At 36.3% G+C, this 23,344-nt stretch carries 20 protein-coding genes; 12 read left to right on the forward strand and 8 right to left on the reverse strand.

Annotation, left to right across the window (positions count from 1 at the left end; genetic code table 11):
• The first annotated feature begins 35 nt into the window (after positions 1-35).
• The 6 genes from EI546_RS13465 (at position 36) to EI546_RS13490 (ending at position 7,747) form a co-directional block, all read left to right on the forward strand.
• Positions 36-413, forward strand: a complete 378-nt coding sequence (locus EI546_RS13465) for a GxxExxY protein (protein WP_128251028.1) — start codon at positions 36-38, stop codon at positions 411-413.
• Between the two features lie 9 nt (positions 414-422).
• Positions 423-1,838, forward strand: a complete 1,416-nt coding sequence (locus EI546_RS13470) for a restriction endonuclease subunit S (RefSeq protein WP_128251029.1) — start codon at positions 423-425, stop codon at positions 1,836-1,838.
• Between the two features lie 102 nt (positions 1,839-1,940).
• Entirely contained in the window at positions 1,941-3,032 is a 1,092-nt protein-coding gene (locus EI546_RS13475; protein WP_128251030.1) for a Fic family protein, read from the forward strand.
• 89 nt (positions 3,033-3,121) lie between these two features.
• Positions 3,122-4,645, forward strand: coding sequence for a class I SAM-dependent DNA methyltransferase (locus EI546_RS13480; RefSeq protein WP_128251031.1), 1,524 nt, complete (start codon positions 3,122-3,124; stop codon positions 4,643-4,645).
• A 98-nt stretch (positions 4,646-4,743) separates the two neighbouring features.
• Positions 4,744-7,083: an nSTAND3 domain-containing NTPase gene (locus EI546_RS13485; RefSeq protein WP_128251032.1), complete on the forward strand. Its 2,340-nt coding sequence runs from the start codon at positions 4,744-4,746 to the stop codon at positions 7,081-7,083.
• A gap of 151 nt (positions 7,084-7,234) precedes the next feature.
• On the forward strand, positions 7,235-7,747 hold the full coding sequence (locus tag EI546_RS13490; protein WP_128251033.1) for a hypothetical protein: 513 nt from the start codon (positions 7,235-7,237) through the stop codon (positions 7,745-7,747).
• Positions 7,748-7,993: 246 nt separating this feature from the next.
• Here EI546_RS13490 and EI546_RS16530 read toward each other — a convergent pair whose 3' ends face one another.
• Complete coding sequence (locus tag EI546_RS16530; protein ID WP_240673115.1) at positions 7,994-8,146, reverse strand: hypothetical protein; 153 nt, start codon at positions 8,144-8,146, stop codon at positions 7,994-7,996.
• 255 nt (positions 8,147-8,401) lie between these two features.
• On the opposite strand from EI546_RS16530, the gene EI546_RS13500 reads away from it, so the two are divergent.
• Positions 8,402-9,169, forward strand: coding sequence for an XRE family transcriptional regulator (locus EI546_RS13500; protein ID WP_128251035.1), 768 nt, complete (start codon positions 8,402-8,404; stop codon positions 9,167-9,169).
• A gap of 486 nt (positions 9,170-9,655) precedes the next feature.
• A complete protein-coding gene (locus tag EI546_RS13505) occupies positions 9,656-11,569 on the forward strand; it encodes an FHA domain-containing protein (RefSeq protein WP_128251036.1) in 1,914 nt (637 codons plus the stop codon).
• 375 nt (positions 11,570-11,944) lie between these two features.
• Here the strand turns inward: EI546_RS13505 and EI546_RS13510 are convergent, their stop codons facing one another.
• Complete coding sequence (locus tag EI546_RS13510; protein ID WP_128251037.1) at positions 11,945-12,949, reverse strand: T9SS type A sorting domain-containing protein; 1,005 nt, start codon at positions 12,947-12,949, stop codon at positions 11,945-11,947.
• Positions 12,950-13,256: 307 nt separating this feature from the next.
• On the opposite strand from EI546_RS13510, the gene EI546_RS13515 reads away from it, so the two are divergent.
• Both EI546_RS13515 and EI546_RS13520 read left to right on the forward strand, forming a co-directional pair.
• On the forward strand, positions 13,257-14,234 hold the full coding sequence (locus EI546_RS13515) for a pyruvate dehydrogenase complex E1 component subunit beta (RefSeq protein ID WP_128251038.1): 978 nt from the start codon (positions 13,257-13,259) through the stop codon (positions 14,232-14,234).
• 156 nt (positions 14,235-14,390) lie between these two features.
• Positions 14,391-16,883: a DUF5686 and carboxypeptidase-like regulatory domain-containing protein gene (locus tag EI546_RS13520; RefSeq protein WP_128251039.1), complete on the forward strand. Its 2,493-nt coding sequence runs from the start codon at positions 14,391-14,393 to the stop codon at positions 16,881-16,883.
• 343 nt (positions 16,884-17,226) lie between these two features.
• Here the strand turns inward: EI546_RS13520 and EI546_RS13525 are convergent, their stop codons facing one another.
• The 3 genes from EI546_RS13525 to EI546_RS16265 all read right to left on the reverse strand — a co-directional run bounded on the left by EI546_RS13525 (position 17,227) and on the right by EI546_RS16265 (position 19,757).
• Positions 17,227-17,892: a helix-turn-helix domain-containing protein gene (locus EI546_RS13525; protein ID WP_128251040.1), complete on the reverse strand. Its 666-nt coding sequence runs from the start codon at positions 17,890-17,892 to the stop codon at positions 17,227-17,229.
• 3 nt (positions 17,893-17,895) lie between these two features.
• A complete protein-coding gene (locus tag EI546_RS13530) occupies positions 17,896-19,503 on the reverse strand; it encodes a tetratricopeptide repeat-containing sensor histidine kinase (RefSeq protein ID WP_164905240.1) in 1,608 nt (535 codons plus the stop codon).
• Positions 19,504-19,595: 92 nt separating this feature from the next.
• Positions 19,596-19,757: a hypothetical protein gene (locus EI546_RS16265; protein ID WP_164905241.1), complete on the reverse strand. Its 162-nt coding sequence runs from the start codon at positions 19,755-19,757 to the stop codon at positions 19,596-19,598.
• A 310-nt stretch (positions 19,758-20,067) separates the two neighbouring features.
• Here EI546_RS16265 and EI546_RS13535 point away from each other — a divergent pair, with 310 nt between their 5' ends.
• On the forward strand, positions 20,068-20,796 hold the full coding sequence (locus tag EI546_RS13535) for a hypothetical protein (RefSeq protein ID WP_128251042.1): 729 nt from the start codon (positions 20,068-20,070) through the stop codon (positions 20,794-20,796).
• Here EI546_RS13535 and EI546_RS13540 read toward each other — a convergent pair.
• From EI546_RS13540 to EI546_RS16270, 3 genes are read right to left on the reverse strand one after another with little or no spacing between them, the layout of a single operon-like run.
• Entirely contained in the window at positions 20,753-20,953 is a 201-nt protein-coding gene (locus EI546_RS13540; RefSeq protein ID WP_128251043.1) for a hypothetical protein, read from the reverse strand. The two genes, EI546_RS13535 and EI546_RS13540, sit on opposite strands and share 44 nt — an antisense overlap.
• Positions 20,954-20,961: 8 nt before the next feature.
• On the reverse strand, positions 20,962-21,678 hold the full coding sequence (locus tag EI546_RS13545; RefSeq protein ID WP_164905242.1) for a hypothetical protein: 717 nt from the start codon (positions 21,676-21,678) through the stop codon (positions 20,962-20,964).
• An 8-nt stretch (positions 21,679-21,686) separates the two neighbouring features.
• On the reverse strand, positions 21,687-21,986 hold the full coding sequence (locus tag EI546_RS16270) for a hypothetical protein (RefSeq protein ID WP_164905243.1): 300 nt from the start codon (positions 21,984-21,986) through the stop codon (positions 21,687-21,689).
• 104 nt (positions 21,987-22,090) lie between these two features.
• Here EI546_RS16270 and EI546_RS13550 point away from each other — a divergent pair, with 104 nt between their 5' ends.
• The gene (locus EI546_RS13550; protein ID WP_128251045.1) at positions 22,091-23,164 is read left to right on the forward strand and encodes an NADH:flavin oxidoreductase/NADH oxidase; all 1,074 of its coding nucleotides are present in this window, start codon (positions 22,091-22,093) and stop codon (positions 23,162-23,164) included.
• Positions 23,165-23,344 lie beyond the last annotated feature (180 nt).

Genomic DNA, 23,344 nt, shown 5'->3' on the forward strand with positions numbered 1-23,344 from the left:
TTTTTAGGATTTTGGGATTTCTTGATTTTTAATATATGGAACATAAAGAACTGACACATGCTATTATTGGAGCAGCAATGGAAGTACATAAAACATTGGGAAATGGCTTTCAGGAGGTTATTTATCAACGGGCTTTGGCTATTGAAATGGCGGATAGAAATATAAATTTCAGTCGAGAGCATAATATGACTATAGAGTACAAAGGACACGATATTGGTATAAGAAGAGTGGACTTTTTTGTAGAAGACACCATTATGGTAGAAATAAAAGCAATCATCAATCTCGAAGACGTGCATTTAGCACAGGCTATGAATTATGTAGAAGCTTATAATTTAGAAATTGGTTTGCTTCTCAATTTCGGAGCTAAATCATTACAATTTAAACGTGTACACAATAACAATAAAAAACCATAAAAAACAATCATGAAATCAGGTAAATCAAGTTTAATCATGGTTGAAGACAATAAAAATCAAGAAATCAAGAAAATCAAGCCATATCAAGGTTCAGACAAGGGGAAAGAGGATTGGGTGGAGTGTTTGTTGGGAGATATTTCATCAAAAATAACAAAGGGAAGCACACCTACAACGTATGGTTACAAATATCAAAATGAAGGAATTAATTTCATTAAAATTGAAAATGTTGTTAAGGGAAGAATTGAATTAAAAAGTATTCATCAATTTATTTCTGAAGAAGCACATAATTCTCAAAAACGTTCACAATTAAAAGAAGGAGACGTTTTGTTTTCAATTGCTGGAACAATAGGTGAAACTTGCTTAATATCTAAAGATGTTTTACCTGCGAATACTAATCAAGCATTTGCAATTATAAATGGGTTTAATAAAGTTTTAGTTGCTGATTTTCTAAGAAAACAACTTGATTCATTTGTTTCGAGAAAATTGAAAGCAAAAGCAAGAGGTGGTGCGATGAATAATGTTTCACTAACAGATTTGAAAGAATTAAATGTTGTGATTCCACCTTTAGTAGAACAAAAAGCCATCGTCAAAAAAATAGAAGAACTCTTTAGCAGTTTAGATAGCGGTATTGCCGACCTTAAAAAAGCACAAGAGCAATTGGTGATTTATAGACAAGCGGTTTTGAAAAAGGCTTTTGAGGGCCACCCTGAAATTCCCTTTGAGAAAATAATTGAGTCATCTCAAAATGGAATTGCAAAGAGAAAAGGTACAGATGGCCGTGAAATAAAAGTTTTAAGATTAGCAGACATTACAAATCTTGAAATAGATAATTCGTCATCGAGATCTATAATTTTAAAAGACAATGAGCTTGTAAAATACAAATTAAACGAGGGGGATTTAATTGTAATAAGAGTAAATGGTAGTGTGGATTTAGTTGGTAGGTTTATTCACGTTAGTCATAAAGATGAAATCGAACTATGGGCATTTTGCGATCATTTTATTCGATTCTCTCTTGACCTGAATAAATGTATGTCAAAGTTCTATTATTATTTTTTCCAATTATCAAAAGTGAGAAAGTTCATAAATCATAATATGGTTTCTTCTGCGGGTCAAAACACAGTCAGTCAGGGCACAATAAAATCTATTTCAGTTCCTCTGATTTCCATCCAAGAACAACACCAAATCGTCCAAGAAATCGAATCCCGTTTATCCGTTTGCGATAAAGTAGAAGAAAGCATTGTTGATAGTTTAGCCAAAGCAGAAGCCCTACGACAGAGTATTCTTAAAAAAGCCTTTGAGGGTAAACTATTAACCGAAGCAGAAATAGCACAATGCAAAGCAGATAAAGATTATGAGCCGGCGAGTGTGTTGTTGGCTCGCATTGAGCGCAGTCGAAATGAGCGGATAAAAAAAGGAAAAGAATAAAAATGGTTGTAACTCATTCGTGAACTACAATTCATCTTGTAGCTCATATTTTTGTATATTTGAGCCATAAAGTTGTTTGTCACTCATTCATAAGCCACAAAAATGAAACCTTATATCCCGAATCCTTTACCGCTTGAAAATATAGAATGGGCCAAACTTATTGACTTGATGGGTAAGGCCAACAGGTATATTGCGCGTTATGATGGATTGCTGCAATCGGTAATCAACCCCGATGTGCTATTGGCTCCTTTACGAACTCAGGAAGCAGTTCACTCATCAAAAATTGAAGGTACGCAAGCCTCTTTAAGAGATGTTTTGCAGTTTGAAGGAGAGCAAAAGGTAGCGGATAACAAAAAAAGTGATATTTATGAGGTCATTAATTATCGTATTGCCTTAAAAGAAGGACGGGAGCAGATGCAAAGTATGCCACTGACCTTAAACCTGATTCGTAAAATGCACGCAACATTAATGCGCGATGTTAGAGGGAGTAGTGCCGATCCTGGAAACTTTAGACGCATTCAAAATTTTATTGGTCCGCCCGGCTCTACCATAGACACCGCTCGATTTGTACCACCAACTGTTCCTGATATGACAGAGGCATTGGGTAATTGGGAAAAATACATGCATCACGAGGAACTGGATGTTAATGTGCAATTGGCCATTGTCCATGCCCAATTTGAAATTATTCATCCATTTTTGGATGGAAACGGCCGAATGGGTAGAATCCTAATTCCTCTATTTTTATATCACAAAAAGATCATTCACGAACCCGTTTTTTATCTCAGTGATTATTTAGAAAACCATCGATCGGAATATTATGATGCATTAAAAAACATTACCGATAGCGGCAGCTGGACAAATTGGATTCGGTTTTTTCTTCAAGCAATTATTGTTCAGGCAGAGAGAAACATCAATAAAACCAGAGCGATCATCAATCTATACGAGGACGTTAAAAAAGAGATTATAGAAAGTACCCGTAGTCAGTATGCGGTACATTGCTTAGATACTATTTTTATCCAACCTATATTTTCATCCAATTATTTTTCAAAACACTCCGGAATACCCAAATCGAGTGCAACGCGGCTTTTAGATATTTTGGTGAAAGAAAGTGTACTGGAAATTGCGGAAGCCGGTTCAGGGAGAAGACCAACAATTTATGCTTTTAAAAGATTATTGACTATTGTAAATGATTAGCAAGACCTTTTGTGAACCACATATAAGTCACAAAACATTTTACAACTCATAATTAAGAAAATATTAGTTATAAAATTATAAACCTATAGATGACAGACGCTTCAATAATATCAAAAATATGGAACCTCGCTAATGTTTTACGTGATGATGGTGTAGGCTATGGTGATTACCTAGAACAAATCACTTATTTGCTATTCCTAAAAATGGCAGATGAACTCAACAAACCGCCTTACAATAAAGGTTTGCTTTTTCCGAAATTAAAGGACGTTGATGGAAATGAAATCGAGGATGGGGAAACGGCAGATTGGGAAACGCTTTCAGGAAAAAGAGGAGCAGAACTGGAATCATTTTACAGTCAGCTGTTGCGTACGCTCAGCACAGAAAAAGGAACTTTAGGACAGATTTTCACCAAGAGCCAAAATAAAATACAGGATCCTGCCAAGCTGTTGAAAGTCATCAACTTGATCGATAAGGAAGATTGGTCCATGATGGGTGCCGACATCAAAGGAAAAATCTACGAGGGTCTTTTGGAGAAAAACGCCGAGGACACCAAAAGTGGCGCAGGCCAATATTTTACACCAAGAGCCTTGATTAAAACCATGGTTGCCTGCGTGCAACCCAAACCAATGAAGACCATTGTAGATCCCGCCTGTGGCACCGGAGGCTTCTTTTTGGCAGCTTATGACTGGATTGTGGAAAACCATCAATTGGACCGGGAAGAAAAAGAGTTTTTAAAGAATAAAACTTTTCACGGCAATGAAATCGTTGCGAACACCCGCAGAATGTGTCTGATGAATATGTATCTGCACAACATTGGTGAAATAGACGGCGAATCATTTATCAATCCAAACGATGCCCTGATTTCGGATGATGGGAGGAGATATGATTACGTACTTGCAAATCCGCCATTTGGCAAGAAAAGCAGTATGTCTTTCACCAACGAGCAAGGAGAAATTGTAAAGGAAGATTTAAGCTACAACCGTCAAGACTTTTGGGAAACCACCTCCAACAAGCAATTGAACTTTTTGCAGCACATAAAAACGCAACTAAAAATTAATGGAGAAGCCGCAGTAGTTTTACCAGACAACGTTCTATTTGAAGGTGGTGCCGGTGAAGAAGTGCGTAAGCAATTATTAAAAACCACGGAGCTGCACACGATATTACGTTTACCAACGGGAATATTCTATGCTCAAGGTGTAAAAGCGAACGTTTTATTTTTCAACAACAAACCAGCAAGCAAAGATCCTTGGACAAAAGAAATTTGGTTTTATGATTACAGAACCAACATACACCACACCCCAAAGAAGAACCCAATGCGCCAAGAGCATTTAGCCGAGTTCGAGGAACTATACAACAGCCAAAACCTAGACAAGCGAGAAGAAACTTGGAGTGAAGAAAATGAAGATGGGCGTTGGCGCAAATACACCTACGAAGAAATTGTAGCAAGAGATAAGACAAGTCTTGACATTTTCTGGTTAAGAGATCAAAGCCTAACCGATCTTGACAACCTCCCCGATCCAGATATTTTAGCTGCTGAGATTATTGAGAATATTGAGGCTGGGTTGAATAGTTTTCGGGAGATTATGGAGGTTTTGGAGGTGGAGGAAGAGTGATTATGATTCCAGGCTTAAAATCATGAGAATATTTCTAATCTTTAAATATCCCAGACATCCCTGTTGAAAAGGAATAGTTAGATCCATAATAAAAAGAAATGAAAAACTACGATTTCCAGATATTATCGCCCTTTGAGTTCGAAATGCTTTCTCGTGATTTACTTCAGCTGCATTTAAATATACACTTGGAATCATTCGGTGAAGGTGCAGATCAGGGGATAGATCTGCGACATTCTAATGGAGAAATATTAATTGTTCAAGCTAAGAGATATAAGACTTATAAATCTTTAGCCTCCAATCTAAAAGGCGAGTTGAAAAAAGCAGAAAAACTGAATCCTGAAAGATATATTTTAACTACGAGTGTTTCCTTAACACCTGGAAATAAAGAAGAAATCAAAAAACTCTTTCAACCCTATATAAAGAGCAGTGAAGATATTTTCGGAAGAGAAGATCTAAATAACCTCTTAACTCAGTTTCCTGAGGTTGAGGACAATTTCAATAAGCTATGGTTATCAAGCACTGATATATTAAAGAAGATTTTTAATAGACAGGTCATTAATCAAACAAAATTTGTTCTTGATGAAATAAAGGAAAAAATAAAAGTGTATGTGCAAAATGATAGCTATGCAGAGGCAACATCTATTATCAATTCTAATAAATATGTAATTATTTCAGGACCTCCAGGAATTGGAAAGACTACCATGGCTGAAATGTTAGTTTTCGATTTATTAGCCCAATCAGATTATGAATTTGTGTTTTTGGCTGATAGTATTGATGATGGCTTTAAGTTATTCGATGAAGATAAGGAACAAATCTTTTTGTTCGATGACTTTTTAGGTAGAAATTTTTTGCAAAATTCTATTGCAAATAACGAAGAGAAAAATATTATTAGATTTATAAACAAGATTCAAAAATCTTCTAACAAGGTTTTAATATTTACGACAAGAGAATATATTTTAAATCAGGCAAAACAAAGGTTTGATATTTTTGAACGGGACCTGTCCAAGTGTCTACTTGATGTTTCCAAATATAACGATTTTACAAAAGCACTTATTCTATATAATCATCTATCAATTAATGAAATTCCATTTGAATATATTGATGAGATTATAAAGCAAGAATATCTATTTAAAATTATAAATCACAGAAACTATAATCCGCGAATTATTCATTCCTTTACCCAAGGCAAAATTTGGGAAGGATACGAACCATTAGAATTTCCTCAATATGTTATGAAATTGTTTGATTCTCCTTTTTTAATATGGGAGCACGTTTATGAGAATCAAATATCTGATCTGTCCAGAATTATCTTGGATTGTTTATTGATTTCGGGAAGTGAAATTAATTATGGCCAATTATTTAAACAGATTCAATATTATTTGAAAATAAATAGTACGAGTTTTAACATTTCAATAAATAGTCGAAATTTTAAATCCTCCCTTAAAGAAATGGAAAACTCTATGATCCAGATTAATAAATTGCCAAATGGAAATTTGGCAATTAAATATCAAAACCCCTCAATTCAGGACTTTTTAGTATCTTATATAAATATGGATTCAATTGCTAAAGAACAACTGTTATCCTCAATTCTTTTTTTAAAACCTGCGCTGGCAATAACGGGGAGAAAAGAGATCGAAGATTCTCATAAAGTGGAACTAAATTCTGAAGAATTAAAATTGATTGAAAATATAGTCTTTAGGAATTTTGACATTCTCGAAATGGATTCTAAGCAATCGAAATATTTTAAACCGAGCAGAGAGGATTTAATTATTTTAAAAATTGATCTTCTAAGAGATTTCTTTGGAAGAGAAAATAGAAGTTTGTTGGCGTTTGTTAAAGATAATTTAAGGGAGATTTGCTATTCGAATAATATAACCAACAATTCAATATGTAATTTCTTTTCATTGTTGAGTCATTTTACAGGTGAAGAAGCTTTTGATATAGAAAGAATATTGATGAATAATTTTGAAAGCATCATATATTTCGACGAATTACCAGCAATATTTGAAATCAAAACTGCTTTTCCCATTCAATTTGAAAAATTTCAAAATGAAAACGAGGATCTTTATAATGCTGTTTTTTATGATGTGATTTCAAACCTAGATTATGCAATTCCAGACGAATCTCCTATTCATAGTTTAAAGAATAAATTGAAACAACTAAAAGAAATAGAATACTATCATGACTTCGACACGTCTTATGAACGACAGAAAGTTGAAAAAACGATAGAAGAACTTGAGAAAATAGAACAACAAGACGCTCACTCTGAATATGATGAATTTCCGGATGCTTATTTCCCACAAAGGGTAAGCTATACAGATGGAAGTTTAAGTAGTTATATAGCTGATGAGGAATATAAAGAGCATAAACGAGAATCTAAGGATGAAGCTGCGAATGAAAAGGAGTTTATAAAGAATCTTTTCAGATCGTTGAAATAAAGTAGTAATTTTTTTATTCATTTGTAAGATGGTGTTTTTAACTGTCTTTTTAGTATGTTGGTTAGGTTTCAAAATGGAATCTAATTAATTCAATATAGGCCGGTCTTCATTAATTCATTAAATTTGCAGTGGTAAAAAATCCATTAATCTTTTGATTGATTCCACATCAAATAGTCACTCTAGAGCCAAGTCTTCTCATAAAAATATTAGAGGTTTTCATGGCCTAATTTCCCACTTTAGAAGTAGGTTAGAGAACTTACCCGAATCTCCTTTGGAAGTAGAGGATATTGATCATTTTTATGATAGGATAAACAGTCTCCGTTTTTCTTTTTTTGGTAATTATTATCGTAAGTATATTGAGAATCTAAATAGGTTCAGGCCTTCGGAAGAGAATAATTTTGATGTCACCTTTTTAAAAATTGCAATTGCCGAAGACGAGTGGAAGCCTACAAAACCTTATCCGGTTTTTATTTACCACTTAAAATATAGGTTTAAGCTTACTTCCTTCTTTTTTATTAAACGCCAAAAAAAGCGCAATCATAAAAAATTAAATCCCGAGATTGTTATTGATAAGAAAACGTCCAAATTCGATTCAGAAAAAAAATGGACCCAAGTACCTCTTGGAGATAAAAAGTGCCAGCCGGGTTGTGGCTGCTCAAAGTAGAAAACGGGTTTTTCTGTGCAATGCATTCTGAGTTATCGATGAGAATATTTGATGACTATAAAACTTCTCATTATCGAATGTCACTATAAAACACCCACCATTTTAAAGTCTTGATTCTTGGTTTTTGTTTCCTGGGTCTAGAAGCATAGCAGGCTAGATTCTATTCCGGTTTTGAATAAGGATTATAGTACAATAAAAAAGCCCCTCCAAATCGAAGGGGCTTCTGTTTTATTAGCAAAGAATTGCTTATTGTCCGTCTGTAGCGTCGTTCACAGCGTCTTTTGTGTCGTCGGCAGCTTGCTCAACAGCATCTCCTGCATCTTCCAAAGCGTCTTCAGTGGCATCAGCAGCATCGTCAAGCTTGTTACCTGCGTGGTCCAATGCATTTTCTGTGTCCATTTGAACAGATTCTGCAGTGTCCTCAGCATTTTCTTTGGTGGTTTCTCTGCAAGAGTAAACAGAAGCAACTAATGCAAGAGCAGCAAGTGATAAAAAGATTTTTTTCATTTTGAAAATAAATTAGTGATTAATAGTGCGCAAAAGTAGTTAAAAATATGATTGAATATTATTTGTGATGAATTATTTTTTTATTTTTTTATAGGAATTTATCCCACTAAATTTTGGAAATATTCCAAATATTCATATTTTTAGCAGATGGAAAGAACATTACCACTTGAAGCCAAGCGTTTCAAACAGTTACGTGAAGAATTTGGCTATACGCAGCAGGCTTTTGCCGAACTCTTGGATGCAGGATCCACCACCGCAGACATCGAGCGGGGAAAGACTAAGATATCCGGAAAGATTGTAGCGGCTCTTATGGGACAGTTTCAGATCAATCCTTTATGGCTTTTTGGCGAAAGTGGTGAAAAACATATTAATACCCGCAGTGGAGATGTGTCGCCATTAGTTGTTACCCTGGACTCCAGTGGGAATGATAATATTGTTTTGGTCAATCAAAAAGCGGCCGCCGGATACCCAAATAATATTCAAGATGTAGGGTGGTATCAATCGCTCCCCAGTTTTAATATTCCGCTGCCAGAATATAGAAACGCTTCTTATCGTGGTTTTCAGGTGGAAGGAGACAGCATGATGCCCAATATTAGACCCAATGAATGGGTATTGGGCCGTGCGGTTCCAAATATCACGGAGGCTACGGATAGCAAAATCTATATCGTTGTTCTTAAGGATTCTGTTTTGGTCAAAAAACTGCAAAAAGTGCCGAACAATCCACAAAGTATTCGACTCATTTCTCTAAATAGTCAATATCTTCCCATCGATGTAAAAGTCCGGGATATCTTGGAGCTTTGGCTTGTCAATAGTAAGCTTAGTTTTGGTGTAGATGAACCATCGGACAGTAATCTGCTACGGCAACTTCAGGAGTCTATGGAAGAGTTGAAGGGACAAATACGCGGTTTAAAATAGATTGAGCTTTTCTTGTTTTTCGGAACAAAAGGATTTTGGGTTTTCAGCAAATTCCTAGAAGCTGAAGTACATTGTGTTCTTAGTTTTAAAAGGCATTGTTGTCCTTTATTATCTAAATTGATTTAAAGCTACTTTCTTTCTTAAATATATATTAAAATCATCTTGTTTTGATTGTATATTTTATATAAATTTATCTCGGACGGAAAAGTGTTCTTATTGTAAAAATGTAATGATTATATAGATTGCCGAATGGAATAATGATGTTTTTTATAGTATTCTTTTAAATCCTCGGCGATTCCCCAGCATATATTTATCATTCTCGATATTACTTTCGATTCCATGAGAAAGATATTATTCTTTAGAGACAAGTGCATAGAATAATTCCTAAACATTTTTCCAATTTAAAAATCAGCATCACACCACAGATTTTAGATCTCTTGGTTTTGATATGCTGGCATCATTAATCTTTTAAGTCGATTTAACGGGATGGAGACTAAAGTTTTTATTGTTGGGCGGGAACCAAAGGTGTCAAATAAGGAAATATCCATCTTGGTTAATGATCCTACCAACCGAGTAAGCAAAAGCCATTGCCGTATTTCTTTCGATGGATTAAATCTTTTTATTGAAGACCTGAACTCTACAAATGGTACCTACATTAATGGAGACCGAATCGACTCTGGAACCAAAATAGATTTTTCCAGTTCCATAAGTTTGGGACGAAGTTTTCCCCTTAATTTGGATATTTTAAATATTTCGAAGAAGAAGGAGGTCTATTTTTCAAATGAAGATGATGTAATTGAAGGGCTCCCACATAAAAATGAAAATCGCTCTCGAGGATTGAAGAATAATTTGCCACCTTACAATGAAAATGCTTTGTCATCTCAAGAGTTGCTCAAGTATGACGAAAAGATTGCGATTAAATCAAAAATTGATCCTGAAAAACAAAGGAGGAAGATTAACCCCTTACTATTAATAGCTGTTTTTTTAGGAATCTTGCTACTGGGTGGAGGTGGCTACTATTTTGCGAATGAATATAGCCCCCAATCATCTGGTGAAGCATCCGCTTTACTGCTAACCGCTGAAAATCACTATAACTCTGGAGAATATAAAAAGGCACACGAAATCTACAGTCAGGTTCTTTCACGATCTCCTGAAAACAAAATTGCACAAAAGAGAGTTTCTGAGCTTATTTCTGAAAATGAGGTTTTTCAGCGGCGAAGTTCAGATAGTGTGATGCAATTATTCTTACAGACCAAATCTCTTGAAGATTTTGATCCCAATGACTCTATCCTGGGTTATAAGATTATAACTGGTTTTAACCATATATATGGGGTCCTTGATACGCTGAGGAATAATTCCAGAATAATTAATGAGCCTATAATTTTAAATAAGACTCTTCACGATCTCGAGATATCCAATCATTATTTCACCGCAAATGCGCTATATAGTTCGGGACAAGGAATGGAGGCTTTGGAGAATCTGAATAGGGCTTTAGAAATAGGAACCAATCCGCACGTGGAAAATCTAAAAAACTCGATTTCAACTTCCCTGAATATTCCAGAAGTAGAGATTATAAAGGAAGAAGTTCCTTTAAAAGTTGGAATTGTAGCCTTCAATAATACTCAAATTCCACCCATTTTTGTCGGCTGTCCTTATAATATGAGCTCTTCGGAACTTCGGGAATGTTTCAATAAGAGCTTCAAAGAATTTTTGGATGGACGAATCAGTCCGAAGGATTATTATAATCTGCCGTTAAAAACTGGAATTCAAAAAGTAAAAGTTTCTTTTGTCGTCGGTAAGGATGGCAATATAAAGGAGATCGGCGTGGCGGCTCCACATAAAAAAATAGAGGACGACATTTATTTTGCACTCCACAATCTCAAGGGGATAAAACCTGGGTTTAGAAACCACGTTCCGGTGGAGGTGTCGTATACTAATACTTACTCCTTTGAAGTTGTTGCAAAGAAAAACAACCTTGCAGAGGTCACTAAAAAGGAGACAACTATGGGAGCTAGAGAGCCAATCAATTCCTCTAGGAAGCAGGCTGTTTCTATGAATATGGTGGAGCGGGCGCCGGTTTTTCCAGGTTGTGAGGATCTAAAAGGAGGTGCTTTGGTTGCCTGCTCTACGGAAAACATAAATCATTTTATCACGGAATATGTAGATTATCGAAGTTTAGCTGCGGCTGGAATTCCTAAAGGATCGCACGAATTTATCGTGAGATTTCAGATAGATGAACAGGGTAAACCCGAAAATATAAATGTGGTCTCACCTCTAGAGACTATTCAACGAGAAGTTATAAAAGTGATTAACCAAATGCCAAAACTAGAACCAGCTACATACAGGTCTGAGACTGCCCTCGTAGATTTTAGTGCCAGATTGACCATTGAGGTGGAATAGATTTTTTATTTTTTGAAACGCGAGTAATCACAATATTTTTAAATTCAAATCTGGTTATCCAAATTTCACATTGGTAACTCCAATATAATCAGACAACTTATCTATTAATCCAGCATTTAACCCATTTAACTGAGATACAGGAACGGTAAGTAAGGATGCATCTTTGGTGGGATCACAATAGATTTTAAACTGATCGGACCATCAATGGCTACAATAGGGTCATCAGAGTTCAGAAAAACATCTTTATTTTCATTAAGGGTTTTTAGTAATCCCGTGATTTGAACGATGATCATATAAATATTTTATTTAATAAACCACATCATCAGGTACTGCGCTATACTTGAGGATGTGGTTTCCTGTAATGGAATTTAATTGTTATTCAACAAGAAATTTTTCAATCTGCGAGCCTTTATTATTTTGAATCTTTAACAAATACAAGCCTTTGGCGAGATCAGTGACATCATATTCACTTTGTTGCTTAAAAGTTTTGATCTGTTTTCCGGAAATATCATAAATGGAAACAGAATCAACATCTGAATTCGTGTTGATAATAAAATGACCTTTCGACGGATTTGGATAAATAGCAAATGAAATGGCGTGAATATCTTCGGTACCAAGAGCATCACATTCGGCTTGTGTTTCTACATAGGTAGCTGTAGCATCTTTTGTCCACTCTTGGGGAACATTGTTTTTGTCATCGACAAAAATACAGGTCAATTCTGGATTGTTGGTTACAATAAGTCTTTCAAGACCCTGATTGTTTCCATTCCTAAGATCTATTTTTAAGAGATTGTTGTCTAAAAGATAAACCAACCTTACATTCTCATTAGCACTTAAATCCAAATTACCTTCAAGATTGTTCTCGCCCAAGTATAACCGCTCCAGATTTGGCATAGCCGAAAAAATATTTGAAACCTCGCCGGTGAGGTTATTCGCACTAAAGTACAAGCTTTCCATTGCCGTTAGATTTGCATATTCGCCTGGGATGCTTCCAGTAAAATCATTGTAATCAAGTGCCAGAATAGTTAGTTTGCTAAAATCGGAAATAAAAACTGGCAAATTACCAGATAGTTGGTTGTCGAAGAGACCCAGGAATGTCAATTCTGTTAGATTGACCAATTCTGGAGATAGGGTGCCCAGGAGGCCGTTGCTTGGTAAATTTAGCCAAGTAACATGGTCGTTTCCTTCAATATTTTCAACGGTTACTCCGTGCCACGTGGAAACAGGATTACTAGAACCCCAATTAGTATTTTCGACCCAGTTTGGGCCATCGGTACTGTTGTAAAGTGCCATTAAGGCATCCCTTTCGAATTGGGGTACTTGGCAGATTATAGTGTTTGCGAATAATATCGCAATGCTTAGGAATGTAATTTTCTTCATAGTTCGAGTTTTAGGATTATCAGAGTGGTTATTAATGGTGTTTTATAAATTAAAAATAGTTTTTCATCTTATTCGTTAAAAATGGATGCATTCATCTTCATTTGATAGTTAAATATATGTGTTAAATCTATGTTAAGCAAGTAGGCAAAAAAACTTTCATATTGGGATGCTCCCCTTAAAATTAATTTCCCAAAAGTAGCAATGGATACATTTGCGAAAAGGACGCCGGAAAATCAATAAATAGCTTTATTTTTGTTGTGCTTTTTAAAGCAGGAAGCTTGATTATTTATAAATACAACTTTTAGGAATGAAGACATTACAATTCAGAGAGGCAATAGCAGAAGCAATGAGCGAGGAGATGCGTCGGGACGATACTATATATTTAATGGGTGAGGAAGTTGCCGAATATAATGGAGCATACAAGGCCAGTAAAGGAATGCTTGATGAATTTGGTGCCAAACGAGTAATAGATACACCAATTTCAGAAAATGGATTTTCGGGAATTGGAGTTGGTTCAGCAATGAATGGCAATAGACCGATCATTGAATTTATGACGTTTAATTTCTCGCTTGTGGCAATTGACCAAATAATAAACAACGCCGCGAAAATGAGACAAATGAGCGGTGGCCAATTCAATATTCCCATCGTTTTTCGTGGACCAACTGCATCAGCCGGTCAGTTGGCCGCCACCCATAGCCAAGCTTTTGAAAGTTGGTATGCCAACTGCCCAGGTTTAAAAGTAGTTGTTCCCAGTAATCCTGCAGATGCCAAGGGTCTTTTAAAAAGTGCTATTCGCGATGATGACCCGGTTATCTTTATGGAAAGTGAACAGATGTACGGCGATAAAGGTGAGGTGCCGGAAGGAGAATATCTTATTCCTCTTGGAGTTGCCGAAATCAAACGTAAAGGAAAAGATGTAACAATTGTTTCTTTTGGAAAAATTATTAAGGAAGCATACAAAGCAGCCGATGATTTGGCTAAAGAAGGAATTGAATGCGAAATTATAGACCTGCGCACAGTAAGACCCATGGATAAGGACACAATTCTTGAATCTGTAAAGAAAACAAACCGTCTGGTAATTTTGGAAGAGGCGTGGCCTTTCGGAAATGTTGCAACGGAAATTTCGTATATCGTTCAAAATGAAGCTTTCGATTATCTGGACGCCCCTATTATTAAAATCAACACTGCCGATACACCTGCACCTTATTCTCCAGCCTTGTTCAAAGAATGGTTGCCAAGTAGTGAGGACGTGGTTAAGGCGGTTAAAAAGGTCCTGTATAAATAATATATTTTACTCAGTTGGACTAATAAATCTAGCAGTTCAAAATATCTTCGGGAATAAAACTATCATTCGAAGATTTTATTGAGTTTGTATTTGGCGATACGTAATTTCATTTATTCTTTTTGCCGTTTTTGATTTTGTTTGTTATTCTCTCCCTATATGAAGCAATTTTTAATTTTAGGTTTATTATTATTAAGTGCTTCGGTATTTTCACAAACCAAAATTAGCGGTCTTATTAAGGATACTTCAGGGGAACCTATCGCTTTTGCCAACGTTATTTTTAAAGGTTCCCAGGAAGGAACCATTTCTGATGAAAACGGTCGGTTCTATCTTGAAAGTGCCAAAACTTTTCCAACAGTTGTTTTTTCTTTTATCGGCTACACTACCAAAGAAGTGGAGCTTTCCCAGCGAATTACCTATAAAATGGAAGTGGTGCTGGAAGAAGCTGCCTCGGCTTTAGACGAAGTGGTAATCTTTACCGGGAAAACATCCAAAAAGAATAATCCTGCTATAGATATTCTTCGGAAGATATGGGAGAATAGGAGGGAGAATGGTGTAAAAAAATTTAAGCAATACCAATACGATAAGTACGAAAAACTTGAATTTGATTTAAACTCCATAGACAGTGCTTTTATGCAAAGCAAAATATTCAACGGAATGGAATTCATATTTGATATGACGGATACTTCCAATATAACAGGAAAAACCTATTTACCCATTTTCCTAAATGAAGCATATTATAAAGTTTACGGAGATAATGTTTTAAATACGGAGAAAGAAGATCTTATAGGAAATAAAAATTCTGGATTCGATAATAATCAGGCATTGATTGCTTTTATCAAGGATTTATATAGCGAATACGATGTTTATGATAATTACCTAAAGTTTTTTGATAAGGCATTTACAAGCCCTTTGTCACGGACGGGTATTGATGTGTATAATTATGTGTTGCAGGACAGTGCTTTTCGTGACAATAAATGGTGTTATAATATTATCTATTATCCCCGTAGGAAGAATGAACTTACATTTAAGGGGGATTTTTGGGTAAACGATACCACTTGGGCAATAAAGGAAATTAATCTACAGGCCTCCAAAAGCGCCAATTTAAATTGGGTGCGGGATGTTTATATTGAACAAAAGTTTGATGTGCTGAACGATTCCATATTCTTGATTACCCGTGATTATTTTATGAGCGATTTCAGTTTGCGAAAAAAGGAAAAGGCCAAAGGCATATATGGAAAACGTACCACACTTTATAATAATTATGTGTTCGATGTACCCAAGGATAAGAAGTTTTATTCCGAACAGGTTGATCCTTATCAATATGAAATCTATAATCGTCCTGATGAATTTTGGGATGAAAGAAGATTGGAAAAATTGAGCAAAGATGAAAAAGGAATTTATAAAATGCTTGATACGCTAAGGACAGTCCCTCGATTCAACACTTTATATAATCTTACGGCCACCTTGGCAAGTGGGTATTATTTGATCGATCATTTTGATGCTGGTCCTATCTATTCCATTTTCGGATACAATGAAGCCGAAGGTGTGCGCATCCGTCTGGGTGGAAGAACATTTTTCAGCCAGAACGACCTCTGGAGATTAGAAGGTTTTGGTGCCTACGGATTTAAAGATAATAAATTTAAATACGGTCTTTCTGGTAAGTGGTTATTAGATCGGCGATCAAGACTTACTGTTTTTGGAGGCAATCGTCGCGATGTGGAGCAAACCGGTGCAAGTTTGACTAACAGTAATGATGTTTTAGGTCGAAATTTAGCAAGTTCCACTCTGTTTTCAGTTGGCACCAATGATAGGCTCTCAAACATTAATCTTAGTACTGTTGGTTTTGATATTGAACCTTGGAAAAACTTTGTAGTAAGAGTTACAGGTTCTTATAGAACTCTTCGATCTGCTACCGAAACTTTCAGTATAGATTACAAGGTTATGGATGATGGTGTATTTACTGGTGAAATAGCGAGTGAAGTCCACCAGCCGGAAATTGAGGTTGGATTGTTTTACACACCTGGCAAAAAGACATCTGGCTTTGGTGTGGAGCGAACTATTATTAATGACGGTAGTTATTCTACTTTTTATGTGGGATATGGATATGGAATGAAAGATATATTAGGTGGCGATTTTGAATACAGACGTCTGCAGGCATATTATTCTAGACCTTGGAATATTGGAGGATTGGGACGTTTATTTTCTACTGCCGAAATAGGGAAAACTTTTGATCCTGTGCCTCTCAGTCTTCTGAGTCCTATTCCGGGCAACCAAACCTATTTTACTATATACAATACTTTCACCCAACTTGATTATTACGAGTTTGTAAGCGATACATATGCTTCCCTTTATTTGCAACATGATTTTGGCGGGCGCATCTTTTCCCGAATTCCAATTATTCGCAAATGGAATCTTAGAGAAATAGTAGGTTTTAGGGCGGTTTATGGAACTATTTCACAGGATAATATCTATTTGAACGCCTCCAACATTGTCTATCAGGCTCCAGAGGATATTTACTGGGAATGGAGTGTAGGGGTTGGCAATATATTTAAAGTTTTCCGATTGGATTTTAACTTCCGGGGCAATTATTTGGAAGAGCCCGAGGCACGCAAATTTGGGATAACTGGCTCTTTTGGATTTTCGTTCTAAAATCCCAAAATATTTTCTACCACCATAATTGACTTTTGCCGTTTCGGCTTTTCGACCCAAATTTTCCATAAGAAAATTTGTTAGTGTTTTCTCTTATTTGCATTTTGACTGAGGCAAAAAAGTAATCCCCCACAAAATTAATTATGAGGGATTGGTAATTTGGTTCATTAATATGATCCTCCCCAGAATCAATCAGATAATGAACCACTGCAAAGTTAAATCAACAATTTCGGCATTCCTTACGGAAAACCTTATTCTGAGAACTTTATCGGAATAAATTTTAATTCTAAAAATATTTGCACACATAAGTCTCGTAATATTCTCAAAATATAAACAGATTTTGCTAGATAATCCCCAAATCCTTTGTAATTGATACTAAATGAACAACATTGTTCGCTCCAAAGTGATGACGCAATATATTGAGTCGTTTTTCCAGGGCACTCAAGCTACACGGTTTTATACTCTTTTCTTTTAGATAGGCACTTATTTGATCCTGGGAATGGCCCTTGGAGAGAAGCCGTAACAGTTCAATGTCAAAATCTATGATTTCCACGGGTGGCTGTGATCTTATAGTTTGGTTCAAGCTGGGAGAGAGATAAATTTTTTCATTTATCACGGAAATAATTGCGTCTTCCAACTCTCTTAATCCTCTTCTTCCTTTTGCTACATAACCATCTACCTTAAAATCTCTCAGTAGGGAGCGAACGCGTTCAGGACGGTCTTCTATAGAATAAACTATAATTTTAAGTTCAGGAAATTCTTTTCTTACCTTTTTGATTAATTCCTCACCAGAGTTTATTTCCTGTTTTCGGTGGTCTGGAACAAAGGAAAGATCTGTTATTAATAAGTCTATAGGAAACCCGTCAATATTTGATTTCTTTATTCTCAAATAGGTGTCGTCACAATATTGTGTTTGTTGCACATCTTCAATATGCAGTTTATCCATCACGGCCATAATACCCTGACTGATAGTATCTATATCCTCAGAAAGTAAAACTCTTTTAAACATCCTCTAAATAGTTATGGTTACTCTAAATCCTTTTTGGGGAGATGTTTCAAATATAATACTTCCTTTTACCGCCTTAATACGGCTTTCCATATTCTCAAGACCATTTTTGTTTTTTAACTTACATCCAACCCCGTTATCTACATATTTTATCTGTAATTTTTTTCCGTTTTTACTAAAACTTATAAGAACCTGCGAGGCTTGACTATGTTTTTTCATGTTTGTCATTATTTCCTGCAACAGCCTATAAATAGTAGTTTTTTTATGGGGCGAAATAGTTTTCCAATCCACTTGCGAAATATTCTGCGTAGTTATTACGGTTTCGTCTTGTTTGTAGCTATTTAAAAGATCTTTTAGTTGAGAACCAAAATCCTCCTCAATAATTAGTGCGGCATTGTCCCTACTTAAATCTCTGGTTTTATTGTAAATCAAATCCAGATCATCCAATAGTTTTTCTGGATCAGGGTCACCCAATTGGATTTTGGTCATTAAGTGGTACATGTCATTTGCCACCTCATCGTGAAGTTTTTTTGAAATGCGCGTCTCAGTATTGTAGATCTGCTTTATGGTGTTTTTTCTATTTTGGGCCCGTTGGATGAAATAGATTGCTATAAGGGTTAAAAACAATAAGATTCCCAAATATTGATATCCCTGTTTCTTTCTTTTTTCCTTCTCCTGCAATAATCTATTTTGCTCAGTTTTTCGCTTTTCTTTTAATAGATTATATTGCATTCCTGCATATTTATTTCGTCTTTGAAGTTTTGCTTGGGCTATGCTATCGTTAAGTTTAATGTACTCACGTGAAAGGCTATCTTCCCTAATTTCCAATAAGTTGGCCAATGAATTTTCTATATACGATGGTCGTTTAAGCCGGTGAGCAAGATGATAGGCTTTCTCCGCGTATTCCAAAGCTTCTTTTTGTTCGCCACGACCGTAATAATGTTTTGCCAAGTGCGAGTAGCTTGCATAAAGTCCTGCTAAATCATTGTTGCTGTGGCGTATTTTCAGTGCAGTTAGCATATTTTGCAGCCCTACTGGAAGTCCCAATTTGGACTGTGAAAAGCCTAAATTATCCAAAAACCTTGCTTGTGAATAAAAGTCGGTACTCTTTTTACTTAATTCGTAAGAGCTTCGAAATTGTTCCTCTGCCAACTCAAAATTGCCTTGATCAACGTAAATATTTCCCATATTATTTACAAGGTGCATGCTGTCCTGGGCATTCAGGCAATATTTAAGAGATTCATTATAAAACCTAAAGGCATTGTCGGGATTTTTCAGAATTCTATAAATCATTCCCAAATCATTATATATTCCTTTTTTTAAATTTATTACAAGTGAATCGGTAGGTTGATTTTCCAATAACAACAAAGCTCGGGTGGCAGTTTCCTCTCCCGCGAAAAGTGCTCCAACTTCAATTTGTCCAATAGTTATATGACGAAGCTTTTTAACTGCTTCCAGAGTATCTCCTTCGTTTAGATTTATAATCAGGGATTTTTCAAAATAGTTGAAGGCTGCCGGAAGGTTGGCTTCTCGGTCAGGATTTAGTAAGGTTTTCCCATAAAATTTTATGCTATCAACTTCATTCTGGGCATGGGTGGATAAACTCGATAACATTCCAAAAAACAGGATTTGGAATGTAAAAAAGAGGGATGGAAGCTTTTGAAATTTCATCCCTCTAAAAGTAACTATTTTTTAAGAGCCACCAATCAGCCACCGTTTAATCCTGGTGATGGAGGTGGAGGAAAATGGCTGTCGTCGCCACAGCAAGATTGTGGATTTATCGTATCTGCATCAATTGCCTGGGGCGTACAGGAAAAAACTATCAGACTAAATAGTCCGATTGCCATTATGGAAACAATTTTCTTCATTTTTTATAATTTTAGGATTGAACAAAAGGGTTAGGGCTGGATATGGAGGTCCAGATTTTGCGAGAAGTGCTGTGGAAATAGAATAAAAGCGCTACTTCTCCTAGAGCCTCTATTCTATTTCATTCAGTTTATGTTGAAATGAAATAATCAGTAAGCAGTTTTCATTATGCTTCTTATTTCAATTACCAGTTCAAAAGAATGACAATGCTGAAAGAGAAATTGGAAATCGTCCGGAAAGGATTTGGAAAAGAATTTCCATATATTTCCGAAAGGGTTTTGTAGTTTTAAATGCTTGAATAATAGGAAAGGAATGCACAGCAAATTGATTTTGGAGGCTTTTGAAAAGGCAATGGCCATTGAATTGGAAACAGGGATTTTAACCCCCTCGAAAACCAGTGCCGCTGAAAAACTTTCAGACTTTATTGAGCAGGAAATGAACTTTCAATTTGGCGAAAGAAGACTTCGCGATTACTACAATGCAGCATCACAAGGAGAGGATATTGAATTAAAACAAAAGGCCGTTCGCGATGGTCTTGCAAAATTTTTAGACTATGCAGATTTTAGCGATTTTCTAATAAGGAACAGTGAAGAAAAAAAGGTTCTGGAAATAGAAGAGATTGGTAGAACTTCTAAAGGAAGGGCTTTCTTTTTGGGTAGTTTTTTTAGAAGAAACCGAACTACAGTTCTAATAATCTTAGGATGTTTGCTAGCTTATTTTATTCTCGATTTCGTAAACAAGGAAAAATGGATGAAGTGGGATGGAAATGAATTTGTGGAAACCGATTTCGATTCAAAGGAATTGGAAAACGGACAAATATTCCTGTTCAATAAAAGCCAGATGGAGCATTTCAATAAAATCCAACCCGATTGCAACACCCAATTTTTTAATTCCGAAGGAAATCCCCAAATCTGGTACGGAAAAAACCGAAAAGGAGAACTGGAATTTTTCACGGACCTAGGAAAACATCCAGAAACCGGAAAAACCTTAAAACCCATTACGCAGTATATGATTGATAAATATGTGTGTAAGGAGAAATGAAACTGAAACCGAAATCGAAATCCAAATCGAAATCCAAATCGAAATCCAAATCGAAATCCAAATCGAAATCCAAATCGAAATCCAAATCGAAATCGAAATCGAAGAACTCCGTAATAAATTGAAATGTAGTTTTATAAAAATCTAACAATTCTTCCATCTCCTCCTTTAGAGCCTGTCCCGAACATGCTTCGGGAGGGCCTGGGGGCCAACCAGATTGAAACCGAAATCGAAATCGAAATCCAAATCGAAATCGAAGAACTCCGTAATAAATTGAAATGTAGTTTTATATAATTCTAACAAGTTTCTCATCTCACCCTTTAGAGCCTGTCCCGAACTTGCTTCGGGAGGGCCGGGTGGACTAACCAGATTGAAACCGAAATCGAAATCCAAATCGAAATCCAAATCGAAATCCAAATCGAAATCCAAATCGAAATCGAAATCGAAGAACTCCGTAATAAATTGAAATGTAGTTTTATATAATTCTAACAAGTTTCTCATCTCCCCCTTTAGAGCCTGTCCCGAACATGCTTCGGGAGGGCCGGGTGGACTAACCAGATTGAAACCGAAATCGAAATCCAAATCGAAATCCAAATCGAAATCCAAATCGAAATCCAAATCGAAATCGAAATCGAAGAACTCCGTAATAAATTGAAATGTAGTTTTATAAAATTCTAACAAGTTTCCCATCTCCCCTTTTAGAGCCTCTCCCGAACTTGCTTCGGGAGGACCGGGTGGACTAACCAGATTGAAACCGAAATCGAAATCCAAATCGAAATCCAAATCGAAATCCAAATCGAAATCCAAATCGAAATCCAAATCGAAATCGAAGAACTCCGTAATAAATTGAAATGTAGTTTTATAAAATTCTAACAAGTTTCCCATCTCCCCTTTTAGAGCCTCTCCCGAACTTGCTTCGGGAGGGCCGGGGGACTAACCAGATTGAAACCGAAATCGAAATCCAAATCGAAATCCAAATCGAAATCCAAATCGAAATCCAAATCGAAATCCAAATCGAAATCGAAGAACTCCGTAATAAATTGAAATGTAGTTTTATATAATTCTAACAAGCTTCTCATCTCCCTCTTTAGAGCCTGTCCCGAACTTCCTTCGGGAAGACTGGGGGGACCGTCAAAATCCCAAAAGGTTAACGATATGATAAACCACCCAAAATCCTCCCCATCCCGCTCCATTTGTGTATATTTTTGCAGATGTAGAGATTCAGACGATTTAGTCCTCCGTCTTATGTCTTTAAGTCCTAGGTCTTATCATTTTAATTCCATTTAAAACCCATAGTATGTCAAAACTCTTCACCCCGCTTCAAATCAGAAATACCATTTTAAAAAACCGAATGGTAGTTTCCCCTATGTGTATGTATAGCTGCGTAGATGGGTATGCCAACGATTTTCATCTCGTGCATTTAGGAAGTCGAGCTACAGGGGGGTTCGGATTAATTATTCAAGAAGCTACGGCTGTATCGCCAGAAGGCAGAATATCGTATGGAGATATGGGTCTGTGGGATGACGAGCAGATTATCAAGCCTAGAGAGATTATAGAATATGTCCATTCACAAAATTCGCTTATGGGAATCCAGTTGGCGCACGCCGGTCGGAAAGCAAGCCATGCCCTACCTTTGGAAGGAGCGCATAAGATAAATCCAGAACAAAGGAATGGGTGGCAAACAGTTTCATCTTCCGCTTTGCCTTTTAGGGAGGGTGAGGCACCTCCTGTAGCATTGGACAAAAACGGAATTCAAAAAGTGAAGGATGATTATGTGGCAGCGACCCGTCGAGCAAAGAAAGCTGGTTATGATGTAGTCGAGATTCACGCTGCTCACGGCTATCTATTCCATCAGTTCTATTCGCCATTGGCAAATAATCGAACAGATGAATATGGCGGCAGTTTTGAAAATCGGATTAGATTGTTATTGGAAGTAACTTCCGAAGTAAAAAAAGAATGGGGCGATGAAAAGCCACTTTTTGTACGAATTTCGGCAACCGATTGGACAGAAGGTGGATGGGATATTGAAGATTCGGTCAACCTCGCAAAGCATCTAAAAGATTTGGGAGTAGACCTGATTGATACCTCTTCCGGAGGGAATGTACCACACGCTAAGATTCCAACTGCTCCTGGATATCAAGCGGGTTTTGCGGAGAGAATTAAAAAAGAAACAGGAATACTTACGGGCGCGGTAGGCCAAATAAACACCTCAGCATTATCCGAAGAAATTTTGGAAAAAGGGATGGCAGATCTAATTCTATATGCCCGAGAAAGTCTCCGACAACCCTATCTCCCATTACAATTTGCACACGAATTGAGAGAGGATATAGAATGGCCGCTTCAATATAAAAGAGGCAGAATTAAATCGTGATAAAAAAATAGAAAAAACTACTTCGCTAATTGGCTCGAATAAAAAACAGTGGGATTTTTTTAATTTTTATTTATACTGAGACAATGTGAATTTGTTGCGAAGGTTAATAAGTGATAATTTGTCCGTCTGAGCCTGTCGAAGACCTATTGATACTGCACTTCGACAAGTTCAGTGGGACTT

The sequence above is a fragment of the Aequorivita sp. H23M31 genome (genome assembly GCF_004022485.1).
GTDB classification, from domain to species: domain Bacteria; phylum Bacteroidota; class Bacteroidia; order Flavobacteriales; family Flavobacteriaceae; genus Aequorivita; species Aequorivita ciconiae.

Coding starts and splice junctions, on each gene's coding strand:
- EI546_RS13465 (WP_128251028.1), top strand. CDS start 36: ATGGAACATAAAGAACTGACACATGCTATTATTGGAGCAGCAATGGAA.
- EI546_RS13470 (WP_128251029.1), top strand. CDS start 423: ATGAAATCAGGTAAATCAAGTTTAATCATGGTTGAAGACAATAAAAAT.
- EI546_RS13475 (WP_128251030.1), top strand. CDS start 1,941: ATGAAACCTTATATCCCGAATCCTTTACCGCTTGAAAATATAGAATGG.
- EI546_RS13480 (WP_128251031.1), top strand. CDS start 3,122: ATGACAGACGCTTCAATAATATCAAAAATATGGAACCTCGCTAATGTT.
- EI546_RS13485 (WP_128251032.1), top strand. CDS start 4,744: ATGAAAAACTACGATTTCCAGATATTATCGCCCTTTGAGTTCGAAATG.
- EI546_RS16530 (WP_240673115.1), bottom strand. CDS start 8,146: ATGGACACAGAAAATGCATTGGACCACGCAGGTAACAAGCTTGACGAT.
- EI546_RS13500 (WP_128251035.1), top strand. CDS start 8,402: ATGGAAAGAACATTACCACTTGAAGCCAAGCGTTTCAAACAGTTACGT.
- EI546_RS13505 (WP_128251036.1), top strand. CDS start 9,656: ATGGAGACTAAAGTTTTTATTGTTGGGCGGGAACCAAAGGTGTCAAAT.
- EI546_RS13510 (WP_128251037.1), bottom strand. CDS start 12,949: ATGAAGAAAATTACATTCCTAAGCATTGCGATATTATTCGCAAACACT.
- EI546_RS13515 (WP_128251038.1), top strand. CDS start 13,257: ATGAAGACATTACAATTCAGAGAGGCAATAGCAGAAGCAATGAGCGAG.
- EI546_RS13520 (WP_128251039.1), top strand. CDS start 14,391: ATGAAGCAATTTTTAATTTTAGGTTTATTATTATTAAGTGCTTCGGTA.
- EI546_RS13525 (WP_128251040.1), bottom strand. CDS start 17,892: ATGTTTAAAAGAGTTTTACTTTCTGAGGATATAGATACTATCAGTCAG.
- EI546_RS13530 (WP_164905240.1), bottom strand. CDS start 19,503: ATGTTATCGAGTTTATCCACCCATGCCCAGAATGAAGTTGATAGCATA.
- EI546_RS16265 (WP_164905241.1), bottom strand. CDS start 19,757: ATGAAGAAAATTGTTTCCATAATGGCAATCGGACTATTTAGTCTGATA.
- EI546_RS13535 (WP_128251042.1), top strand. CDS start 20,068: ATGCACAGCAAATTGATTTTGGAGGCTTTTGAAAAGGCAATGGCCATT.
- EI546_RS13540 (WP_128251043.1), bottom strand. CDS start 20,953: ATGGAAGAATTGTTAGATTTTTATAAAACTACATTTCAATTTATTACG.
- EI546_RS13545 (WP_164905242.1), bottom strand. CDS start 21,678: ATGGGAAACTTGTTAGAATTTTATAAAACTACATTTCAATTTATTACG.
- EI546_RS16270 (WP_164905243.1), bottom strand. CDS start 21,986: ATGGAGCGGGATGGGGAGGATTTTGGGTGGTTTATCATATCGTTAACC.
- EI546_RS13550 (WP_128251045.1), top strand. CDS start 22,091: ATGTCAAAACTCTTCACCCCGCTTCAAATCAGAAATACCATTTTAAAA.